Annotated in this window: 18 protein-coding genes and 1 pseudogene; 2 read left to right on the top strand and 17 right to left on the bottom strand. The window is 72.3% G+C overall.

All coding sequences use genetic code 11. The features are described from left to right. Window positions 1-51 precede the first annotated feature (51 nt). The 5 genes and pseudogenes from ACWD5D_RS27980 to ACWD5D_RS27960 all read right to left on the bottom strand — a co-directional run. Window positions 52-863 (bottom strand): annotated as a pseudogene (locus tag ACWD5D_RS27980) (HAD-IA family hydrolase); the annotation flags it as partial. Between the two features lie 280 nt (window positions 864-1,143). Further along, entirely contained in the window at window positions 1,144-2,235 is a 1,092-nt protein-coding gene (locus ACWD5D_RS27975; RefSeq protein WP_451375522.1) for an ABC transporter ATP-binding protein, read from the bottom strand. Between the two features lie 3 nt (window positions 2,236-2,238). Continuing rightward, a complete protein-coding gene (locus tag ACWD5D_RS27970) occupies window positions 2,239-3,057 on the bottom strand; it encodes an ABC transporter permease (RefSeq protein ID WP_451375521.1) in 819 nt (272 codons plus the stop codon). Next, window positions 3,042-3,941 carry an ABC transporter permease gene (locus tag ACWD5D_RS27965; protein ID WP_451375520.1) on the bottom strand — a complete coding sequence of 300 codons (900 nt, stop codon included), beginning with the start codon at window positions 3,939-3,941 and terminating at the stop codon, window positions 3,042-3,044. The genes ACWD5D_RS27970 and ACWD5D_RS27965 overlap by 16 nt, the downstream gene beginning before the upstream one ends. After that, window positions 3,938-5,095, bottom strand: coding sequence for an ABC transporter substrate-binding protein (locus ACWD5D_RS27960; protein WP_451375519.1), 1,158 nt, complete (start codon window positions 5,093-5,095; stop codon window positions 3,938-3,940). The genes ACWD5D_RS27965 and ACWD5D_RS27960 overlap by 4 nt, the downstream gene beginning before the upstream one ends. A 220-nt stretch (window positions 5,096-5,315) precedes the next feature. Here ACWD5D_RS27960 and ACWD5D_RS27955 point away from each other — a divergent pair, with 220 nt between their 5' ends. After that, a complete protein-coding gene (locus ACWD5D_RS27955) occupies window positions 5,316-6,056 on the top strand; it encodes a GntR family transcriptional regulator (protein ID WP_451375518.1) in 741 nt (246 codons plus the stop codon). A 116-nt stretch (window positions 6,057-6,172) separates the two neighbouring features. Here ACWD5D_RS27955 and ACWD5D_RS27950 read toward each other — a convergent pair whose 3' ends face one another. From ACWD5D_RS27950 to fmt, 9 genes are all read right to left on the bottom strand, one after another. Beyond that, window positions 6,173-6,625, bottom strand: a complete 453-nt coding sequence (locus ACWD5D_RS27950) for an Lrp/AsnC family transcriptional regulator (RefSeq protein ID WP_393876293.1) — start codon at window positions 6,623-6,625, stop codon at window positions 6,173-6,175. Window positions 6,626-6,652: 27 nt separating this feature from the next. Further along, on the bottom strand, window positions 6,653-8,140 hold the full coding sequence (locus tag ACWD5D_RS27945) for an amino acid permease (RefSeq protein WP_451375517.1): 1,488 nt from the start codon (window positions 8,138-8,140) through the stop codon (window positions 6,653-6,655). Between the two features lie 368 nt (window positions 8,141-8,508). After that, window positions 8,509-9,951: a GuaB1 family IMP dehydrogenase-related protein gene (locus tag ACWD5D_RS27940; protein WP_451375516.1), complete on the bottom strand. Its 1,443-nt coding sequence runs from the start codon at window positions 9,949-9,951 to the stop codon at window positions 8,509-8,511. Window positions 9,952-10,084: 133 nt separating this feature from the next. Beyond that, window positions 10,085-10,414 carry a barstar family protein gene (locus ACWD5D_RS27935; protein WP_451375515.1) on the bottom strand — a complete coding sequence of 110 codons (330 nt, stop codon included), beginning with the start codon at window positions 10,412-10,414 and terminating at the stop codon, window positions 10,085-10,087. Continuing rightward, window positions 10,411-10,869 carry a ribonuclease domain-containing protein gene (locus ACWD5D_RS27930; RefSeq protein WP_451375514.1) on the bottom strand — a complete coding sequence of 153 codons (459 nt, stop codon included), beginning with the start codon at window positions 10,867-10,869 and terminating at the stop codon, window positions 10,411-10,413. Before ACWD5D_RS27930 ends, ACWD5D_RS27935 begins: the two co-directional genes overlap by 4 nt. A 91-nt stretch (window positions 10,870-10,960) precedes the next feature. Then, window positions 10,961-12,004 (bottom strand): sugar-binding transcriptional regulator, encoded by a 1,044-nt coding sequence (locus ACWD5D_RS27925; protein WP_451375513.1) that lies wholly within the window; start codon window positions 12,002-12,004, stop codon window positions 10,961-10,963. A 90-nt stretch (window positions 12,005-12,094) separates the two neighbouring features. Next, entirely contained in the window at window positions 12,095-12,781 is a 687-nt protein-coding gene (gene rpe / locus ACWD5D_RS27920) for a ribulose-phosphate 3-epimerase (protein ID WP_451375512.1), read from the bottom strand. A gap of 156 nt (window positions 12,782-12,937) precedes the next feature. Further along, a complete protein-coding gene (locus ACWD5D_RS27915; RefSeq protein ID WP_451375511.1) occupies window positions 12,938-14,365 on the bottom strand; it encodes an RsmB/NOP family class I SAM-dependent RNA methyltransferase in 1,428 nt (475 codons plus the stop codon). A 90-nt stretch (window positions 14,366-14,455) separates the two neighbouring features. Further along, entirely contained in the window at window positions 14,456-15,388 is a 933-nt protein-coding gene (gene fmt / locus ACWD5D_RS27910) for a methionyl-tRNA formyltransferase (protein WP_451375510.1), read from the bottom strand. A gap of 272 nt (window positions 15,389-15,660) precedes the next feature. Here fmt and ACWD5D_RS27905 point away from each other — a divergent pair, with 272 nt between their 5' ends. Next, a complete protein-coding gene (locus ACWD5D_RS27905; RefSeq protein ID WP_451375509.1) occupies window positions 15,661-16,203 on the top strand; it encodes a hypothetical protein in 543 nt (180 codons plus the stop codon). Between the two features lie 359 nt (window positions 16,204-16,562). Here ACWD5D_RS27905 and ACWD5D_RS27900 read toward each other — a convergent pair whose 3' ends face one another. The 3 genes from ACWD5D_RS27900 to metK all read right to left on the bottom strand — a co-directional run bounded on the left by ACWD5D_RS27900 (window position 16,563) and on the right by metK (window position 20,573). Beyond that, entirely contained in the window at window positions 16,563-18,710 is a 2,148-nt protein-coding gene (locus ACWD5D_RS27900; RefSeq protein ID WP_451375508.1) for a primosomal protein N', read from the bottom strand. 363 nt (window positions 18,711-19,073) lie between these two features. After that, complete coding sequence (locus tag ACWD5D_RS27895; protein WP_451375507.1) at window positions 19,074-19,292, bottom strand: hypothetical protein; 219 nt, start codon at window positions 19,290-19,292, stop codon at window positions 19,074-19,076. A 72-nt stretch (window positions 19,293-19,364) separates the two neighbouring features. After that, window positions 19,365-20,573, bottom strand: a complete 1,209-nt coding sequence (metK, locus tag ACWD5D_RS27890; protein ID WP_451375506.1) for a methionine adenosyltransferase — start codon at window positions 20,571-20,573, stop codon at window positions 19,365-19,367. Window positions 20,574-20,743: the final 170 nt, after the last annotated feature.

Genomic DNA, 20,743 nt, shown 5'->3' with positions numbered 1-20,743 from the left:
GACGTCGGGCCAGGGGCGCGGGGTGCCGGTGACGGGCGTGCGCGCGTCCCGCTCCTGGAGCCCGACGACGTCGGCGCCGCTCTCCGAGACGGCCTTGACCTGCTTGGCGCGATGGTCGTCGACCTCGCTGCCGCCGAGCCACAGGTTCCAGCTCATGACCGCAGTTCGGGCACGGCCATCCCCCGCAGTTCCTCGGTCGTCACCCCGACGAGGGTGTCGCGCAGGGTCCGCCCGGGTGCCGCGTCGATCGGCGCGAGGGACGGTACGGCGAGCACGGCGCACCCGGCGGCCTCGGCGGAGGCCACACCGGTCTCGGTGTCCTCGACGGCCACGCAGCCGGCCGGGTCGACGCCGAGGTCGCGGCAGGCGGCGAGGTAGGGGTCGGGCGCCGGTTTGGTGCGCTCGGTGTCGTCGGCGGTCACGGAGACCGCGAACCGGTGCGCGCCGAGGGCGTCGAGGACGACGTCGGCGACCGCGCGCGGGGACGCGGTGACCAGGGCGGTGGGGATGCCGCCGGCTGCCAGCGCGTCCAGCAGGTCGAGGGCGCCGGGGCGCGGCACGATCTCGGTGCGGACCCGGTCGGCGAACTCGCGGTGCAGTTCGGCCGCGAGGGCCGCCTCGTCCCGGCCGCTGCCGGCCGCGAGCCAGGCGGCGGTGTGCTCGACGGGACGGCCGAGCACCTCCGGCTGGTCGGCCTCGCTCAGCGGGCGCCCGGCGACCTGCTCGACCGCCTCCCACCACAGGTGCTCGGTGTCGACGAGCGTGCCGTCCATGTCGAACAGGACCGCCTGGAGCGGGAGTCGGGTGTGGGAGGTCACGTGGTTGTCTTCCTTCACTTGAGTCTTGCGAGGAGGCCCTGGCATGCAACGCCCGGAAAGATCGCGTTCTGCGAAATCCGGAGCGGAGCGCCTCGGTCTCCGCCGGGCCGGCGCGGCCGGTCCGCGAGCCCTTCGAAGGCACGAACCGGCTTGCCCGGGGACACGGTTGCGGTTGGCGTCGACCGGGCCGGCGTCACCGGGGTCCTCCCGGTGCGGGGCCTTGTCACCGGTCCCGCGCCCGTCAGGGCGGACGGGACCTCGATGCCACGGCCGGCGGCGGCCGCGGGGCGCGACGAGGTGTGATCTGCCGAGCGTGCCCGTCGGATCACGACCCAGAAGGTGACGTCCGGGTACGTTCGGCCACCAGCACCGGCCGCTCCGGCAGTGACACGCTGACGGCGGCTCCGGCGCCGAGCCCGGCGGCCTCGTGCGCGGGCAGGTCGGCCTTGGCCTCGGTGCCGTCGGCGAGCCGTACGGTGACCCGGACGACGGCGCCGAGGAAGGCGGTGGCGGCGACCCGCCCGGTGCCCCGCTCGTCGGCGCGCACCTGGACGGCCTCGGGCCGCACCAGCACGTCCACGTCCCCGTCCGGCACCTCGGCGTCGGCGGGCAGCCGCTGCCCCAGCACCTCGACGGTGCCGTCCTTCAGCTCGCCCGGGATCCGGCTCATCGTGCCGACGAACTCGGCGACGAAGGCGGTGGCGGGGCGGCCGTACAACTCGGCGGGTACGGCGCACTGTTCGAGCCGGCCGGCGCGCATGACGGCGACCCGGTCGGCGACCGAGAGGGCCTCCTCCTGGTCGTGGGTGACGAAGAGGGTGGTGATCCCGAGTTCCTGCTGGAGCCGGCGGATCTCCTCGCGCAGGGTCAGGCGCACCTTGGCGTCCAGCGCGGACAGCGGCTCGTCGAGCAGCAGGACGCGCGGGCGCAGGGCGAGGGCTCGGGCGAGGGCGACGCGCTGCTGCTGGCCGCCGGAGAGCTGGTGCGGGTAGCTCTCCCCCTTGTCGCCGAGACCGACCAGCTCCAGCAACTCGGCCGCGCGGGCGCGTCGTTCGGCCGTACGGACCTTACGCATGCGCAGCCCGAAGGCGACGTTGTCGACGGCGTTCAGGTGCGGGAAGAGGCTGTACGACTGGAAGACCATCCCGGCGTCGCGACGGTGGGCCGGGACGCGGGTGATGTCCTCCCCGTCCACCAGCACCGCACCGGAGTCGGGGTGTTCGAACCCGGCGAGCATGCGCAGCGCGGTGGTCTTGCCGCAGCCGGACGGGCCGAGCAGCGCCAGGAACTCCCCCGGGCGGACGGTCAGGTCAAGCCCGTCGAGGGCGACGGTGGCCCCGAACTCCCGGCGCAGTCCCCGGAATTCGACAGTGGCGGCCTTCTCGGCGGCGGCCTTCTCAAGCGTGGTGACGGTCATGGTTCATCCCCGGGAGGAAGCGGTTCGGGTACGGCCGCCGGCACCGGCGAGCGCGAGGAGCAGGGCCCAGGTGACGAGCAGGCTGAGCACGGACACGGCGACGGACATCTGGGCCTGCGAGCCGCCGACGTTGTAGATCCACACGGCGAAGGGCGCGTAGCCGAGCAGGTGGGAGACGGTGAACTCGCCGAGCACCAGCGCCAGCGTGAGGAAGGTCGCGTTCAGCAGTGCCCCGCGCAGGTTGGGCAGCACGGCCCGCACGAGCGCCTGCGGCCAGGAGGCGCCGCAGCTGCGGGCGGCCTCGACGAGGGTGCGCACGTCGATGGCGCGCAGGCCCGCGTCCAGGGCGCGGTACACGAACGGCAGCGCCATCACGACGTACGCGAGGACCAGCACGACGGGGAAGTTCTCGTCCTGGATCACCACGAACGTCTGGAACAGCGGTGTGCGGGAGAGATGCTCGGGGCCCCACTTCAGCACGGTCACGATGCCGGCGACGAAGGCGATCGGCGGCACCACCAGCGGCAGCGAGCAGACCACCTCGACGACGGGCCTCAGCTTGGGTGCACCGAGCCGCAGCGCGACCACGGCGGGCACCATGAGCAGCAGGACCAGCACGATGGTCGCCACGGCCAGCTCCAGCGAGAGCAGCAGGCTGGAGGTGAAGCCGGCCGTGGACAGGATCTTGGTGTAGGCGTCGAAGGTGACGCCCCGGCCCGGCACGTCGACCGTGAAGATCACGGACGCGGCGAGCGGCACCAGGAAGTACAGCGCGGCCAGGCCGAGGACGGCCCGGCGCCAGGGGGTCAGGCGTCGAGCCATCGGGCGCTCCGTCGTTGCAGGGGCAGGTACACGGCCATCACCAGGCCTGCCACCAGCACCATGTCGAGGCTGAGGGCGAGGGCGACGTTCTCCTGGCCGACGAGCACGTTGCCGGAGAGGGCGTCGGCGATCTGCAGCGTGACGAGCGGGACCGCGCTGCCCACCATCGCGGCGGCGGTGGCGTAGGCGGCGAAGGCACTGCCGAACAGCAGGACGAAGCCGCCGAGCAGGGAGGGGGCGAGGACGGGCAGGGCCACGTGGCGCCAGTACTGCACGCCGGTGGCGCCGTTGTTCAGCGCGGCCTCCCGCCACTGGACGCGCAGGCCGTCCAGGGCCGGGGTGATGGTGAGGACCATCAGCGGGATCAGGAAGTACAGGTAGACCAGGACCAGGCCCCAGAAGCTGTAGAGGTCCCAGCCCTTGTCCGTGAGGCCGAGGTGCACGGTCAGGACGCCGGCGTTGCCGAGGGTGGCGACGAAGGCGAAGGCCAGCGGGACGCCGCCGAAGTTGGCGAGCACGCCGGAGGCGGTGAGCACGGCCTCGCGCAGCGCGCGGGAGCGGGAGCTGACGACGGCCTGGGCGAGCGGCAGCCCGATGAGGGCGCCGAGCGCGGCGGAGATCGCCGACAGCTTGACGCTGCCGACCAGCGCGGTGAGGTACGGGCCCTGCAGCGAGGTCGAGAGGTTCTCGGCCGTGTAGGAGGTGGCGCCGGTCGTCTGGTCCTTGACCGTGAAGGCGCCGTTCAGGATGGCGAGGGCGGGCAGGCCGAAGGCGACTGCGGTGAACACCAGCAGCGGCACGACGGCGAGCCAGCCGGGGGCGCGGCGCCGTCGCTTCGCCGAAGCGACGGGCGCCACGTCCGCTCGCGGGAGAGCGGTGGTCATCCGGAGACGGCCTTGCCCCAGCCCTGAGCGATGACCGTCTTGGCCTTGCTCTGCTGGTCCTCGGTCGGGAAGGTGGGCGTGCCCGTGACTTTCGGCAGCTTGGCGGCGGCGTCCTTGTCGAGGGTGCCGGCCTTCTCCATGGAGGTCATCAGCGCCGGGCGGGCGAAGCCTCCCAGCCACAGGTTCTGGCCCTCGGCGCTGTACAGGTACTCCTGCCACAGGCGGGCGGCCGCCGGGTGCGGAGCGTCCTTGTTGATGGCCTGGGAGTAGTACTGGGCGTACTGGCCGTCGGCCGGGATCGCGACCTTCCAGTCGACACCCTTGGACTTGAACTCCTCGGCGTAGCCGGCGTTCAGGTAGTCCCAGTCGATACTGACGGGCGTCTCGCCCTTCTCGATGGTGGCCGGGGTGGACTCGACCGGCGTGTAGTTGCCGTTCTTCTTCAGCTTGGCGAAGAAGTCCAGGCCGGGCTGGATGTCGTCGAAGGAGCCACCGCCCGCGAGGGCCGCCGCGTAGACGCCGCCGAAGGCCGAGCCGGACTTGGTCGGGTTGCCGTTGAGGGCGACCTGGCCCTTGTACTGCGGCTTGAGCAGGTCCTTGAAGGTGGTGGGGCACACCTTGACCCGCTTGGCGTCGCAGCCGATGGAGATGTAGCCGCCGTAGTCGTTGTACCAGCGGGCCTGCGGGTCCTTCTGCCCCTCGGGGATGTCGGTGTAGGAGGCCACCTTGTAGGGCGCGAGCAGGCCCTGCTGGGCGGCGCTGAGCGCGAAGGAGCTGCCCAGGTCGAGGACGTCGGGGGCACGGTCCTGGCCCTTGCGGGAGGTGACGGCGTTGATCTCGTCCTGGCTGGAGCCGTCGGGGCTCTCGTCCTCGATCTTGATGCCGTACTTCTTCTGGAAGCCGTCGATGACGGCGCCGTAGTTGGCCCAGTCGCGGGGCACCGCGATGATGTGCAGCCCGCCCTCCTTCTTGGCCGCCTCGACCAGGGCGTCAAGACCGCCGAAGTCGGCGGCGGAGGTGGCGGTGGCGGCGTTCTTGCCGTCCTTGGTGGTCGACGCGTTGTCGGTGGCGGCGCCGCAGGCGCTCAGGGCGAGCGCGGCTACGACGGCGAGGGAGCCGCCGAGGACGGCGTTTCTCGGCAGGGACACGGTCACGGTCTCTCCAGGGGTGCGCACGGGGTTCGATGCGGTGTGAGAAGTGCGGAGAACTTGTCTGAACAAGTTGGCCTCAGTACGCCCGGTCGTGATGTCCTGTCGGTAAACGCCCGAGAAACGGCAACCCCTTATTCCCTGCACAGTTCCGGCTGACACGGATCAACGCGATTGTCGATTAGGCTGGTCACGCTGTGCACAGCAACTTGAGCAGAGGGGAAGCATGACCGCGCGACACGAGGAGATCGCCGACGAGCTGCGGCGCGCGATCGACCGCGAGGAGTACACGGTCGGCAGCCGGCTGCCCTCGGAGTCGGAACTCGCGGCCCACTACGGCGTGTCCCGCGGCACCGTCCGCCAGGCCGTCGCCGCCCTGACCGCCGAGGGCCTGATCGGCTCCCGCCAGGGCGCCCGCCGCGTGGTGCTCGCAAGCCGGCGCAGCCAGAGCTTCGAGGAACTGCGCAGCTTCGCCCAGTGGGCGCGGGCCATGGGCCGCGAGGCCACCGGCCACGTGGTGACGCAGGAGTACCTCCCGGCCACCCAGGAGGACGCCGTACGCCTTCAACTGGCGGCCGGGACACCGGTGTTGCACGTCCTGCGGGTGCGCGGGCTGGACGGCGAGCCGGTCCTGCTGGAGCGGACCGTGTACGCCGACTGGATCTCACCGGCGGTGAAGGCCATCGAGCCGGACTGCCCGTCCGTCACCCAGCGCCTGTACGACGACACGGGCCTCGTCTTCGCCTACGGCGAGCACATCATCGACGCGGTCGCCTGCGGCGCGCAGGACGCCGAGTTGCTGGGGGTGCGCCGTACGAGTCCGCTGCTGCGGGTACGACGGGTCACCACGACCCGCGAGGGGCGGCCGGTGGAGTGGTCGGACGACCGGTACCGCTCGGACGCGGTGAGTTTCAGCGTCCACAACTCGATCGGCAACAACGCGCTCGCGCGCAAGGCCCCGGAATAGAGCTCGGGGGGCTGTTCGTCGCCGGGTGCGGGTGAAGGGGCGCGGGGAACTGCGCCAACGGCCCAAGCGGACCCGCACCCGGCGACCGCCAGGACCCCCCGAGCTGGAATCCGCCCTTACCCCGGGGCCCCCGAAGAGAACCTCCGGAGCAACGGCGAAAGCACCAGCACGGACTTCGTGCGCTCGACGAACGGCTCCCCGGCGATCCGCTCCAGCACCCGCTCGAAGTGACGCATGTCGGACGCGAAGACCTGCGCGATCGCGTCCGCCTCGCCGGTGACGGTCGAGGCGGCCACGACCTCCTGGTACCGCTCCAGCCCCCGCTGGATGGTCTCCGGCGAGGTGTTGCGACGGCAGTGGATCTCGATGTAGCCCTCGGTCTCCCAGCCGAGCGCCGCCGGGTCCACGCGGACGGTGAATCCGGTGATCGCCCCGGTGGCGCGCAGCCTGTCCACGCGCCGCTTGACGGCGGGCGCGGACAGGCCGACGAGCTGCCCGATGTCCGCGTAGGAGCGGCGGGCGTCCTCGGCGAGGGCGTGCACGATGCGTTCGTCGAGATCGTTCAGCACAGGGGGCGGTTCACTTCTTCGGTTCGGTCACTTCTCTGCCGTCACCGCGAGACCCTCACCGGCCGCGAGACGGGAACGGCGATAGCCGTACACGAAGTAGAACACGAGCCCGACGGCCATCCAGACACCGAACACGATCCAGGTGACCGTCGACAGGCTGCCCATCATCCAGACGCAGAACGCGAGGCCCAGCGCGGGCAGCACCGGCGACAGCGGCACACGGAAGGTGCGCTGCATGTCCGGACGGGTCCGGCGCAGCACCACGACCGCGATGTTGACCAGCCCGAAGGCGAACAGCGTGCCGATGCTGGTGGCGTCGGCGAGCTGGCCCAGCGGGATCGCGGCGGCGAGGACACCGCAGAACAGGGACACGATCACCGTGTTGGCGCGCGGCGCACCGGTCTTCGGGTGGACCTTGGAGAAGACCTTGGGCACCAGGCCGTCGCGGGACATCGCGAAGAGGATGCGGGTCTGACCGTAGAGCACGGTCAGGACGACGCTCGCGATGGCGATGACGGCGCAGAACGCGAGCAGGGTGCCCCAGAAGCTCTGCCCGGTGACGTCCGTCATGATCTGCGCGAGCGCGGCCTCGGAGTCGTTGAACTTCCGCCATGGCTTCGCACCGACGGCGACGGCCGCGACCAGCACGTACAGGGCCGTCACGATGACGAGGGACAGCATGATCGCGCGCGGCAGGTCGCGCTGGGCGTTCTTCGCCTCCTCACCGGCGGTGGAGGCGGCGTCGAAGCCGATGTAGGAGAAGAACAGCGTGGCGCCGGCGCCGCTGACGCCCGCCATGCCGAGCGGCATGAAGTTCGCGTAGTTGCCGGACTTGAAGCCCATGAAGCCGATGGCGCAGAAGAGGATCAGCGCGCCGATCTTCACGCACACCATGACGGTGTTGGCGCGCGCCGACTCCTTGGCCCCGCCGAGCAGGAACACCATCGCGAGGACGACGACGATCAGGGCCGGCAGGTTGAAGATGCCGCCGTCGCCGGGCGGCGCGGCCAGCGCCTGCGGGATCGTCACGCCGATGGTGCCGTCCAGCAGCTCGTTGAGGTACTCGCCCCAGCCGACGGCCACGGCGGCCACCGAGACGCCGTACTCCAGGAGCAGGCACCAGCCGCAGACCCAGGCGATCAGCTCGCCCATCGTTGCGTACGCGTACGAGTACGAGGAGCCGGAGACCGGGATGGTGCCCGCCAGCTCGGCGTAGGACAGCGCGGAGAACAGCGCGGTGAGGCCGGCGATCACGAAGGAGAGGGTGACGGCCGGTCCGGCCTTGGGGACGGCCTCGCCGAGGACGACGAAGATGCCGGTGCCGAGGGTGGCACCGATGCTGATCATGGTCAGCTGCCACAGTCCGAGGGAACGCCGCAGCGTCCCTCCCTCGCCCTGGCCGCCCTCGGCGACCAGGCGTTCCACGGGCTTGCGACGCATGAGGCGCGCGGCGACGCCCGGGGACGCGGGGGCGGCCGTTCTCTCGTTGTGCGGGGGTGCGCCTTGGTCGAGCACTCGCTGGCTCCTTATCGCTGCCGGTCGGACGCGCGGGGACCGGCGGACGCCTGCCAGGGCAGGAACACCGCCGAGCGGAGTCCCCGCCACGCTATGTACAGCGCAGCACCCTACGAGGAGCGGCTTCACGCGCGTAATGCAGCAACCTTGCACATACCCGCATGATCATTGCGTTCATCGGGCCGGAATGCCCATTCATTGCGTACGGACCGCGCACTGTTGCACACCGGCCTCATCAGCCCCATTTCTCCCCCTTGTACCACCTCCCCGAGCGGGCATCTCGGAGCACCGGCCCGACAACGCCGACGGCCCCCGTCGCTCCCGGGAGCGGGATCGACGGGGGCCGTGCGGACGGGGACTCTGGCGGGTCAGTTCCAGCTGGCGTGCAGCGGCTTGCCCTCGGCGTAGCCGGCCGCGCTCTGGATGCCGACGACGGCCCTGTCGGCGAACTCCTCCAGGGAGTTGGCGCCGGCGTAGGTGCAGGAGGAGCGGACACCCGCGATGACCGAATCGATCAGGTCCTCGACACCCGGGCGGGCCGGGTCGAGGTACATGCGGGAGGTGGAGATGCCCTCCTCGAACAGCGCCTTGCGGGCCCGGTCGTACGCCGACTCCTCCGAGGTCCGGTTGGCCACCGCGCGCGCGGAGGCCATGCCGAACGACTCCTTGTAGGGGCGGCCGTCGGCGTCCTGCTGGAGGTCGCCCGGCGACTCGTAGGTGCCCGCGAACCAGGAACCGACCATCACGTTGGAGGCTCCGGCCGCGAGGGCCATGGCCACGTCGCGCGGGTGCCGGACACCGCCGTCGGCCCACACGTGCTTGCCGTACTTCTTCGCCTCGGCGGCGCACTCCAGGACCGCGGAGAACTGCGGGCGGCCCACGCCGGTCATCATGCGGGTGGTGCACATCGCGCCCGGACCGACACCGACCTTGATGATGTCCGCACCGGCGTCGACGAGGTCCTTGACGCCCTCGGCTGAGACGATGTTGCCGGCGACGATCGGCACCTGCGGGTCGAGGGCCCGCACCACCTTGATCGCGCTGATCATCGACTCCTGGTGGCCGTGCGCGGTGTCGATGACGAGCGTGTCCACGCCCGCGTCGAGCAGCTGCTTGGCCTTGCCAGCCACGTCGCCGTTGATGCCGACGGCGGCGGCGATGCGCAGCTTGCCCTGCGCGTCGGTGGCCGGGGTGTACAGCGTGGCGCGCAGGGCGCCCTTGCGGGTCAGGATGCCGGCGAGCCTGCCGTCCTTGTCGACGGCCGGGGCGTAGCGCCGGTTGTGCGTGTCGAGGGTGTGGAAGGCCTCGCGCGGGTCAATGTCCGCGTCGACCAGCAGCAGGTCCTTGGACATGACCACTTCGAGCTGGGTGAAGCGGTCGACCCCGCTCAGGTCGGCGTCGGTGACGACGCCGAGGGGCCGGCGGTCCTCGTCGACGACCACACCGGCGTTGTGCGCGCGCTTGGGCAGCAGGGCCAGGGCGTCGGCGACGGTCTGGTGCGGGGCCAGCACGATCGGGGTGTCCAGTACCAGGTGACGCCCCTTCACCCAGGAGATCACGTCGGTGACGACGTCGATCGGGATGTCCTGCGGGATGACCACCAGGCCGCCGCGGCGGGCGACGGTCTCGGCCATGCGGCGACCGGCGATCGCGGTCATGTTGGCGACGACCAGCGGGATGGTGGTCCCCGTGCCGTCCGGCGAGGAGAGGTCCACGCCCTGACGCGAGCCGACCGCGGAGCGGCTCGGCACCATGAACACGTCGTCGTACGTCAGGTCGTACGCAGGCTGGATGTCATTGAGGAAACGCACGTGCCGCACATCCCAGTCGATCAGAGGTGACCCCCCGACGGGTGCGCCAGGGGGAAAAGAGCACGTACTTCAGTGTCCCATGCCGGGGGCGCTGTCAGGCCCTGACAGAACATCCAGGCTGGTCAAAGATGCCTTAGGAGGATCCTCCAAGGGCCAGGACGACGGCCAGGGCGGGGGTGCGGTCCACCGCCTCGGCGAACACGTCCTGCGCGGTGCGCCACTCCTCCTGGTTCTCCTCGGCGAACGGCCGCCAGCCCCGTACGACGATCAGCAGCCCCTGCTCGACGGCCCTCTCGGGCCACACGGTGTGGTCGGACAGGGAGTCCACCAGCGCGTCCCAGTTGCGGCCGAACCAGTCGGGCAGCGCGAGGGCGCTCGCCACGCGGTCCATCAGGCCCGCCTTGCCGGTGACGTCCTCGAGGTCGAGTGTGACCGTGAGCCGGCCCGTCAGGTCTTCGCTCATCTCAGCACCGCCCGGAACGAGTTGTAGTGATCATCGCTGTAGTAGATCTCCCGGCCCTGTCCGGTGACGATCCGCCGCGCCCCGCGGTCGCGGGATCCCGGGGTCGGCACCGTGTACTCGTGGTAGTAGCCGCGTGGGTGTTTCGGGAGGTGCCCCTCGAAGTTCCCGAAGACGATCCCGTCCCGGGCGTACGGGAAGGGCCCGCCCTTGTCGATGAGGTCCAGGGTCGTGCGGGCCTCGGCCGGCAGCCGGGACACCTGGACGGTGGCCATCCCCTGGGCCCAGCCCGGGGCGGAGGCGTCGGCGGAAGCCGTCGGGGTGCCCGTGTGCGACGAGCACCCCGTCAGCAGGACGGAGAGACAGACGAGGAGCCCCGCGAGCGCCCGCGGGACGCGACGCAGGACCGGTCGCAGGACGGGTGGCAGAACCGGTGGCAGGACGAACCGCAGCAGCATGCCGCCGATGCTGCCACGGCCGTCCCCGCACGGTTTCACCGCGACCCGCCGCCGGACACCGCCCGCTGCGTCCGGTTCCCGCCGGAACCCCTCAGGCTCCGTCGGGGTCGGCGCGGCTGAGCGCCGGCCTCGGTGTCGGCCCCGCCGTCATCAGGGCGTCGGCGGCCGAGGTGTCGGTCACCAGGCTGGTGACCAGCCCGGAGCGCAGCACCGCGTCGATCGCCGGCGCCTTGCGCTGACCGCCCGCGATCGCCACGACCTCCGGGATGCGGCGCAGCTGGTCGGCCTTGACCGTGATGCACCGCTCCCCCAGATCCCGCCCGATCCTGCGCCCCTCGGCGTCGAAGAGGTGTGCGGACATCTCGGCGGCGACACCGAGCGAGGCGTAGTGCGCCCGCTCCTCGTCGCTGAGCATGTCGTGCACGGTCGAGATGCCCGGCTCCCACGAGCCGATCGAGACACAGGCGACCGTGACCTTGTCGAAGTACTCGAAGGCCCGGGCGATCCCGGTCTGGTTGCGCAGGGCCGCCGCGGTGGCCGCGTCCGGCAACAGCATCGGCGCGTAGATGGGGTGGGCGTCGCCGCCCGACACCTGGGCGGCGCGGCGGACCGCCTCCACCGAGCCGCGCTCGGCGGTCCCGGCGTCGTACACGCCCGTCAGCTGCACCACCGTGCACGGCGGCAGCCGGTCGAGCGCCGCAGCCATGTGGATGGTGGACCGGCCCCAGGCCAGCCCCAGCACGTCCCCCTCGTTGACGAGTTCGCCGAGCAGGTCGGCGGCGACCTCCCCGAGGTTCTCGGGGTCGGGGGTCTCCTCCGCCTCGGCCGGGGACTCGACCACGACGGCGTGCCGCAGGCCGTACCGGGCACGGAGCGCGTCGGAGCGCTCGGCGTCCAGCTCGGCCGGCACGCGGATCTCGATACGTACGAGATCCCGTTCGAGGGCGGTCTCCAGGACCCGGGCCACCTTGAAGCGGCTGACGCCGAACTCCTCCGCGATCTGGATCTTGGATTTCCCCTCGAGGTAGAAGCGGCGGGCCATGGCCGCCGCCTGCACCAGCTCAGCGGGTCCCATCCGCATGGCTGACCGGCCCGCCGACATACCCGACACGGCGATCTCCTCACTGCTGTTCACACTCTGGATTCGCCGTTCATCCTTGCAGATTCGGCGCGACTGATCTGCCCTGATGGGGGCCGTTCTCTCAACCGTTCACGTTGTCGTGGCTCAGTGGTCGCATGCCCAGGACGCCTTGGCGGTCGCCGTCTCGGCCTGAGCGCGCAGTGCCCGGACCGCCTCCGCGGGGTCCTCGGCGCCGTACACCGCCGAGCCTGCCACGAACACGTCCGCTCCGGCGTCCGCGCACCGCTCGATCGTCGACGCCGAGACACCGCCGTCGACCTGCAGCCACAGCTGGAGACCGTGCTTGCCGATCAGCTCACGGGTGCGGCGGATCTTCGGCAGCATGATGTCCAGGAACGCCTGGCCGCCGAAGCCCGGCTCGACCGTCATGACCAGCAGCATGTCGAGTTCCGGCAGCAGGTCCTCGTAGGGCTCGATCGGCGTCGCGGGCTTCAGCGCCATGGAGGCGCGGGCGCCCATGGCGCGGATCTCCCGGGCGAGACGCACGGGCGCGGCCGCCGCCTCCACGTGGAAGGTCACGGACGAGGCACCGGCCTCGACGTACCGCGGGGCCCAGCGATCGGGGTCCTCGATCATCAGGTGGCAGTCGAGCGGAGTGTTCGTGGCACGGGCCAGGGACTCCACGACCGGCACGCCGAGCGTGAGATTCGGGACGAAGTGGTTGTCCATGACGTCGACGTGGAGCCAGTCGGCTCCCTCGACCGCCTTCGCCTCGTCCGCGAGGCGGGCGAAGTCGGCGGACAGAATGCTGGGGTTGATCTGCGCGGCCATGACCCAAGCCTGCCATGCCCTGCCGGGGTAGGCCGAGTCTGGGGTGGTCGCGATCGTGCGTGAACTGCGGCGCCGTCGTGGCTGGTCGCGCCCACGCGGCGGAGCCGCATGTCGATACGGCCCCGCGCCCCTGGGTCGGCTGCCCCTGGCGGTGGTTCAGCCGGTTCGGCGGATCAGGGCCAGGTACATGGCGTCCGTGCCGTGCAGGTGGGGCCACAGTTGTATGTCGGGGCCGTCGCCGAGGTCGGGGACGCCGGGCAGCAGGGGGCGGGCGTCGACGAGTTCGGTGTCCGGGTGCTGCTTGAGCATGTCGGCGACGACCGCCCGGGTCTCCGCGAGGTGCGGTGAGCACGTGGCGTAGCCGACGATCCCGCCGACCCGCACGGAGTCCAGGGCGGTGCGCAGCAGGGCGCGCTGCAGCGGCGCGAAGTTCTCCAGGTCCTCCGGGCGCCGGCGCCACCGTGCCTCGGGGCGCCGGCGCAGCGCGCCGAGCCCGGTGCACGGCACGTCCATCAGCACCCGGTCGAAGGTGCCGGGCCGCCACGGCGGCCGGGTCCCGTCGGCGGCGATGACCTGGTACGGCCCCGGGTTGCCGGCCAGGGCCTTGGCGACGAGACCGGCCCGGTGCGGCTGCTTCTCGGAGGCGAGCAGCGTGGCCCCGCGCTCGGCGGCGAGGGCGGCCAGCAGCGCGGCCTTGCCGCCGGGACCGGCGCACCCGTCGAGCCACTTCTCGTCGGGACCGTCGAGGGGGGCGTTCGCGAGCGCGAGGGCGACCAGTTGGCTGCCCTCGTCCTGCACGCCGGCCCGTCCCTCGCGCACGGCGTCCACGGCACCCGGCTCGCCGCCCTCGGTGAGCCGCACGGCGTACGGCGACCAGCGCCCCGGCACCGCGGCGTCCTCGCGCAGCAGTTCCTCGGTGGTGGCCCGGCCCGGCCGCGCGACCAGGGTGACCTCGGGCCGCTCGTTGTCGGCCGCCAGCAGTTCCTCGACATCGGCACGGCCGCCGCCGAGGGAGTCCCAGAGCGCGGAGACGACCCAGCGGGGATGCGAGTGCACGACGGCGAGGTGGTCCTCGGGGTCCTCGTCGTAGGGCGGCGCGACCTTCTCCAGCCACCCGTCGAGGTCGTGCTGCGCGACCTTGCGGAGCACCGCGTTGACGAACTTGGCCCGTCCGTCGCCGAGCACGACCCGCGCCAGCTCGACGGAGGCGGACACGGCGGCGTGCGTCGGGATCCGGGTCCCGAGCAACTGGTGCACGCCCAGGCTCAGCACGTCGAGCACCGGCGGGTCGACCTCGCGCAGCGGCCGGTCCACGCACTTGGCGATCACGGCGTCGTAGGTGCCCTGCCGGCGCAGCGTCCCGTACACCAGCTCGGTGGCGAGGGCCGCGTCCCGCGCGTCGAATTTTTCGGGTCCCTCCTTCTCCCGGGCCTTGCGCAGCAGCGGCGGCAGCACGAGGTTGGCGTACGCGTCGCGCTCGTCCACCGCGCGCAGCGCGTCGAAGGCGAGGATGCGGACGGGGTCCTTCTGGGGACGGCGGTAGGGCTTGGCGGGCCTGCGCGGCCGACGGGACTGCTCGCTCACGAAAAAGGTGCTCCGGATGTGAAGAAGGGGATGCGCCTTCCAGCCTACGTCGGCCGCGTCGGCGCGCCCTCACCGCCGCCTCGCGGGGGCTCAGCCGCCGAGCGTCTCGCCCTCCGCGATGCGCACCCCGCGCGCCCAGTCGGCGGCCCGCATGGGCTTCTTGCCCTGCGCCTGCACCCAGAGCAGCTCGACGGCGTACGACCCGGTGCCCACGTGCACGCTGTTCTTGCCGACCGCCAGCTGTCCCACGGCGAGGTCGGTACGCTCGGGCACGGGCGTGACCTGGATGAGCTTGAGGCGCTCGCCCCGGAAGGCGGTCCAGGCGCCGGGCGCCGGCGTGCACCCGCGCACGACCCGGTCGACCCGCAGCGCGGGCGCGGCCCAGTCCACCTGGGCGTCCTCGACGGTGATCTTCGGCGCGAGGGTGATGCCGTCGGCGGGCTGTGGCACGGCCTTCACGGTGCCCTCCTCGATGCCGTCCATCGTCGCGGCGAGCAGCCCGGCACCGGCGAAGGCGAGCCTGGTGAGCAGGTCGCCGCTGGTGTCGGTGGGCCGGATCGTCTCGGTGACGGTGCCGTAGACGGGCCCGGAGTCGAGTCCCTCCTCGATGAGGAAGGTGGAGGCACCGGTGATCTCGTCCCCGCCCATGATGGCGTGCTGCACGGGCGCGGCTCCGCGCCAGGCGGGCAGCAGCGAGAAGTGCAGGTTGACCCAGCCGTGCGCGGGGATGTCCAGCGCCACCCTGGGCAGCAGCGCGCCGTAGGCGACGACGGGGCAGCAGTCCGGGGCGATCTCCGTCAGCCGCTCCAGGAACTCGGGGTCCCGCGGCCGGACCGGCTTCAAGACCTCGATCCCGGCCTCCTCCGCCCGCTCGGCCACAGGGGACGCGACCAGCCTGCGGCCCCGCCCGGCCGGCGCGTCGGGCCGCGTGACGACGGCGGCCACCTCGTGCCGCCCGGAGGCGATCAGGGCGTCCAGGGCGGGAACGGCGACCTCGGGGGTACCGGCGAAGACAAGCTTCATGGGTGGGTTGGGGCCTCTCGGGCGGGATCGGACGGGCAGCGCACAAGTCTATGACGACGTACGGAACGAGGTCCGGGCCACCGGGACCTCGCCGAGCCGCTCCGCCGGCGGGCAACGGGTGGTGTGCGACGGGGAGGACGGCGTGCGCATATGCCCGTACGCCCCCACCCCGTGACCAGCGGAGCGCAAACGCGTTGGTCAAGAAAGAGTTGACCACATCGGGCCGCTTTGGCGGCCCAATTCCTTTCAACGCCGGCTCGAGAGGCTTGTTCATGGCCGACCACGCAACCCACGACGCCCAGGCCCGGGCCAGCCTGCACTTGCTGGTGCGGGACATCGAGCGGGTCCGCCGGCAGGTGGACGCGCTGCGCACGCTCACCGCCCAGTTGGGCAACGTCTACCGCCCGCGCCGCTCCGGCCCCTCCACGGGCTTCGTCGTCTACGGACGCGCCCCCGCCCCCACGGTCCGCCTCGCCCAGGAACTCCGGGACAGTGTCGAGACCCTGGTCACGGCCGCCGTTGACTTCGACCGTTCGCTCGGCTTCTCGTGGGACGCCGTGGGCTCGGCCCTGGGGGTCACCAAGCAGGCGGTGCACCGCCGTTACGGCGCCCGCCGCGCCGCAGCCCAGGCAGCGGCCGAGACCGAGCCGTCGACCGAGCCGTCGGACACCCGCACGGCCAACGTGAACACCGGCCTGCCGACGGTGCCGACCGTCCCCTCGGCCCGCTCCATGCCGACGCAGCCGACCGCCGGCAGCACCGCGCTCCGTGACGACGCCATGCCCACCGCACTCCCCGGCCCCCGCAACGGCTGACCGCTCTCCTTCCGCCCTCCCGGAACCCGCCGGGAGGGCAGCCGTTCATCCCGCATCACACCCCGCCCCCTGACGACCGATCGCCGACTGCTGCCGCCACCACCGCCACCGCTCCCGCGGTTGCCGGCCAGGACCGGACCGCCGCCGGTCGAGACCGCACCATCGTCGTCGGCCACGGTCGGAGCACCGGCCGAAGCCGGACCACCGGCCATCAGCCGACGCCAGGCCGACAACCGATGCGGCCCGATCACCGCCGACCGCGCCGACCCACCAGCCCGAGCCGGACCACCGGCCATCAGCCGACGCCAGGTGGACAGCCGAAGTCGCGCCTGAGGGCGTCCGCAGCGGTCGTCGGCCCCTCAGCCGATGTCCGGCGGGTCGACGCGCACCCTCACCGGCTCCGCACTCCCCCGGGCCATCCGCGCGGCCTGAGCCGTTTTGAGGGCGGTGGCCAGCGCGGCGCCGCTTCCCGGGGGCACCCGGACGAGGATCCGCTCCCAGTGCTCGCCCGGCGGGGGCGCTCCGGGTCTGCGGGGGCGTCCGGGCAGGGTGGGCGGAATCGGCACCGGCCCCAACACCTCGGCGTCGGAGGGCAGTTCTACGGCTCCCAGGAACTCGGCGACGGCCTGCGCCGTCCCCGACACCGCCGCCATCCGGGACACCGGCGGGAATCCCAGTTCGGCCCGCTCGGCCAGTTCCCGCACCGCGTACCCGACGGGGTCCCACCTCACGAGTGCCTGGACCGGGCGCAGTGTCGGCTCGGCGACGACGGCGACGGTCCCCCCGTCGCCCTGGGGTCGTACGAGCGCGGCCGCCGCGATCCACCGGCGCAACGCGTCCTCGCCGGCCCTCAGGTCCGGACGCCCGAGCATGGCCCAGCCGTCGAGCAGCAGGGCGGCCGCGTAACCGCCCTCGGCCACCGGCTCGGCGCCCGGGGTGCTCACGACCAGCGCGGGGGCGTCCGGCACGGTGTCCAGCACGTGCTCGCGCCCCGACGTGCGCACCGGCACGGCCGGGAAGGCGCGGCCCAGTTCCTCGGCGGTCCGGCGCGCGCCGACGATCTGTGCCCGGAGCCGGAAGCCGCCGCACTCCGGGCAGTGCCAGGAGCCCTCCTCACGCCCGCACCAGTCGCACCGCAGCGCGCCCGCGTCCTGCGCCTGGAGCGGTCCGGAGCAGTGCCGGCACCGCGCGGGCGCCCTGCACTGGGCGCAGGCCAGGCGGGGCACGTAACCGCGCCGGGGCACCTGCACCAGCACCGGTCCGTGCCGCAGCCCCTCCCGGACCACCTGCCAGGCGAGGGTGGGCAGCCGGGCGGCGCGGGCGGCCTCGTCGCGTGCGAGGTCGTCGTCGCCGACGGTCCGCACCAGGGGCGCGGTCCGTCGTACCTGCTCCCGCCCGGCGACCAGGGGCCGCGCCCAGCCGCTCTCCACGAGCTGCGCGGCCTCCACCGTGCAGCTCCAACTCCCCAGCAGAAAGCCGCACTTGTCCAGAGCGGCCCGCAACAACAGCACATCGCGCGCATGAGGCTGAGGGGCGTGCAGCTCGCTGTGGCTGTCGTCGCCGTCGTCCCAGATGACCACAAGTCCCAGGTCGCGCACGGGCGCGAACATGGCCGCCCGGGTCCCGACGACGGCACGCACGGACCCCCTGCTGACGGCGAGCCACTGCGCGTACCGCTTCTCGGGCCCCGCGTCGGCGGTGAGCAGCGCGTGCCGGCCCTCGCCGAGCAGCGCGGTCAGCGCGGCGTCGACCCGCGCGGCGGCCCGCCCGTCCGGTACGACGACGAGCGCGCCGCGTCCCGAGGCGAGCGTGGCGGCGACGGCGCGGGCCAGTTCCTCGCTCCACTGCGGACCCGGCAGCGCGTTCCACACCGCCCTGGGCGCTCCCCCGGAGGCCAGCGACTCCAGGAAGGCGGCTCCGTGCTCGTACCGCGCCCACGACCCGGCGTCGGGCGCGGACGGCGGCGGCAGGGGCTCGGGGGACGGCCGCCGCTCGGCACGCGCGCTGCGGGGCGGCACGGCGAGCTGGAGCACATCGGCGAGGCTTCCCGCGTACCGGTCCGCGACGGCCCGCGCGAGCCCCAGCAGTTCGTCGCTCAGCACGCGCTCGGGCGACACGACCTGCGCGAGTGCGGCCAGCGGGCCCGAGTAGTCCGACTGGGCACGCCGCTCGACGAGGAACCCGTCGATGAGTCCGCCGCCCTCACGGCGGCCGTCCCGCACCCGGTGCCGCCCGGCCCCGAACCGCACCCGCACCCTGACCCCGGGCTGCGCCTCGGCGTCCAGCTCCTCGGGCACCGCGTAGTCGAAGTACCGGTCGAGATGCAGGGCACCCTTGTCGACGAGCACCCGCGCGACGGGAAGCTCCTTCGCGAGCGCGGCCCCCCGCCAGGTCCGCGGCTTGGCCCGGGGCACCTTGGCTCCCCGCACACTCTCCCGAATGAGCGCGAGCTGCTCCGGCGGCGCCCCTTCGGCCCCGCCGTCCCCTGGCACGTTCTCGCTGCTCACGCTTGCATTCTTACCAAACGGCACTGACAACCGTGCCGCCCCACCGATGCCCGCCCTGGTTCACCGGGTCCCGGACGACGCCTGCCGGCGCCTCCGTCTGCGGTCTCCCGAGATCAATTCGACAGCGGTCAGCACATTCCGGATTCACCGCACGCACAAGGCGCACTCCACCGAAGCAACGCGGTCCCGCACCGGGAGATCATCAACGTATCCTCACGCAAGCCCGCCCTGCCAGCCATTTCACCGGCCGATTCAGCCTCCCCACCCCACTCGCGCTTGCCGCCAGGGACCTGCTGGCGCTGGCGGCACGCTTCGCCGAGTTCGCGGGCTGGCCCATGAGGACGAGAGCGCGCTGATCGCCGATCAGATCGCGATGGCGGTCGCGCCCGGGACGAGGCGGCGGCCGACGAGATCCGCCGCCGCTTCGGCGTCCCGTCCACACCGCCGCAGACGAACGACACCAGCCCCGTGCCACCAGGAGACGGGGAAACAGGTGACGAACAGCACGAACAGGACGGCCCCGAGGAACCCGACGGACCCGGCCGACAGGACGGACCCGAGGAACCCGGCGGAGCGCCTCACAGACCCTGAGCAACGCCGAGGCCCGGCCCCCGCAAAGGGAGACCGGGCCTCGGCGAGTGAAGCTGCGCGGGCTTAGAGGCCCGCGGCCTCGCGCAGGGCGTCCACGCGGTCGGTGCGCTCCCAGGTGAAGTCGGGGAGCTCGCGGCCGAAGTGACCGTACGCGGCCGTCTGGGCGTAGATCGGGCGGAGCAGGTCGAGGTCGCGGATGATGGCGGCCGGGCGGAGGTCGAAGACCTGGTCGATCGCCTTCTCGATCTTCTCGGGGTCGACCTTGTGGGTGCCGAAGGTCTCGACGAAGAGACCGACGGGCTCGGCCTTGCCGATGGCGTAGGCGACCTGGACCTCGCAGCGGGCGGCCAGGCCGGCGGCGACGACGTTCTTGGCGACCCAGCGCATGGCGTAGGCGGCCGAACGGTCGACCTTGGACGGGTCCTTGCCGGAGAAGGCGCCGCCGCCGTGGCGGGCGAAGCCGCCGTAGGTGTCGATGATGATCTTGCGGCCGGTGAGGCCGGCGTCACCCATCGGGCCGCCGATCTCGAAGCGGCCGGTCGGGTTGACCAGCAGGCGGTAGCCCTCGGTGTCCAGCTTGATGCCCTCGTCCAGGAGCGCCTTCAACTCGGGCTCGACGACGAACTCGCGGATGTCGGGGGCGAGCAGGGACTCCAGGTCGATGTCGGAGGCGTGCTGCGAGGAGACGACGACCGTGTCGAGGCGGACGGCCTTGTCGCCGTCGTACTCGATGGTGACCTGCGTCTTGCCGTCCGGGCGCAGGTAGGGGATGGTGCCGTTCTTGCGGACCTCGGACAGCCGCTTCGACAGGCGGTGCGCCAGGAAGATGGGCAGCGGCATCAGGGTCGGCGTCTCGTCGGAGGCGTAGCCGAACATCAGGCCCTGGTCGCCGGCGCCCTGGCGGTCCAGCTCGTCCTCATCGCCCTCGACGCGGGACTCGTAGGCGGTGTCGACGCCCTGCGCGATGTCCGGCGACTGCGCGCCGATCGACACGGAGACGCCGCAGGAGGCGCCGTCGAAGCCCTTCTTCGAGGAGTCGTAGCCGATCTCGAGGATCTTGTTGCGGACCAGGGTCGCGATGTCCGCGTAGGCCTTGGTCGTGACCTCGCCGGCCACATGCACCAGGCCGGTGGTGATCAGCGTCTCGACGGCGACCCGGGAGGTCGGGTCCTCGCGCAGAAGCGCGTCGAGAATGGTGTCGCTGATCTGGTCAGCGATCTTGTCGGGGTGACCCTCGGTCACGGACTCCGAGGTGAACAGGCGACGGGACACAACGCTCCCTGGGGTTGCAGCGGCTGCTGGCTGATCATTTGCGGACGGACACGGGGCTGCGCCCGGCCTCGTCCGAGAACAGTTTACGGGTCGCGCTCGGCCGTCGGCCCACCCGTCTCGCCTCTCGGGAGCGCTGTGACCTGCGGCACGCGCATTCTGCAGGGTGCCTG

It is taken from the genome of Streptomyces sp. NPDC002520 (assembly GCF_053595235.1).
The sequence above is the reverse complement of the archived record's forward strand: the minus strand, read 5'-3'. Positions and strand labels throughout refer to the sequence as shown.

What these genes read in the sequence shown, in the direction of transcription:
- ACWD5D_RS27975 (WP_451375522.1), bottom strand. Translation starts at nt 2,235, where the DNA reads ATGACCGTCACCACGCTTGAGAAGGCCGCCGCCGAGAAGGCCGCCACT.
- ACWD5D_RS27970 (WP_451375521.1), bottom strand. Translation starts at nt 3,057, where the DNA reads ATGGCTCGACGCCTGACCCCCTGGCGCCGGGCCGTCCTCGGCCTGGCC.
- ACWD5D_RS27965 (WP_451375520.1), bottom strand. Translation starts at nt 3,941, where the DNA reads ATGACCACCGCTCTCCCGCGAGCGGACGTGGCGCCCGTCGCTTCGGCG.
- ACWD5D_RS27955 (WP_451375518.1), top strand. Translation starts at nt 5,316, where the DNA reads ATGACCGCGCGACACGAGGAGATCGCCGACGAGCTGCGGCGCGCGATC.
- ACWD5D_RS27935 (WP_451375515.1), bottom strand. Translation starts at nt 10,414, where the DNA reads ATGAGCGAAGACCTGACGGGCCGGCTCACGGTCACACTCGACCTCGAG.
- ACWD5D_RS27930 (WP_451375514.1), bottom strand. Translation starts at nt 10,869, where the DNA reads ATGCTGCTGCGGTTCGTCCTGCCACCGGTTCTGCCACCCGTCCTGCGA.
- rpe (WP_451375512.1), bottom strand. Translation starts at nt 12,781, where the DNA reads ATGGCCGCGCAGATCAACCCCAGCATTCTGTCCGCCGACTTCGCCCGC.
- fmt (WP_451375510.1), bottom strand. Translation starts at nt 15,388, where the DNA reads ATGAAGCTTGTCTTCGCCGGTACCCCCGAGGTCGCCGTTCCCGCCCTG.
- ACWD5D_RS27905 (WP_451375509.1), top strand. Translation starts at nt 15,661, where the DNA reads ATGGCCGACCACGCAACCCACGACGCCCAGGCCCGGGCCAGCCTGCAC.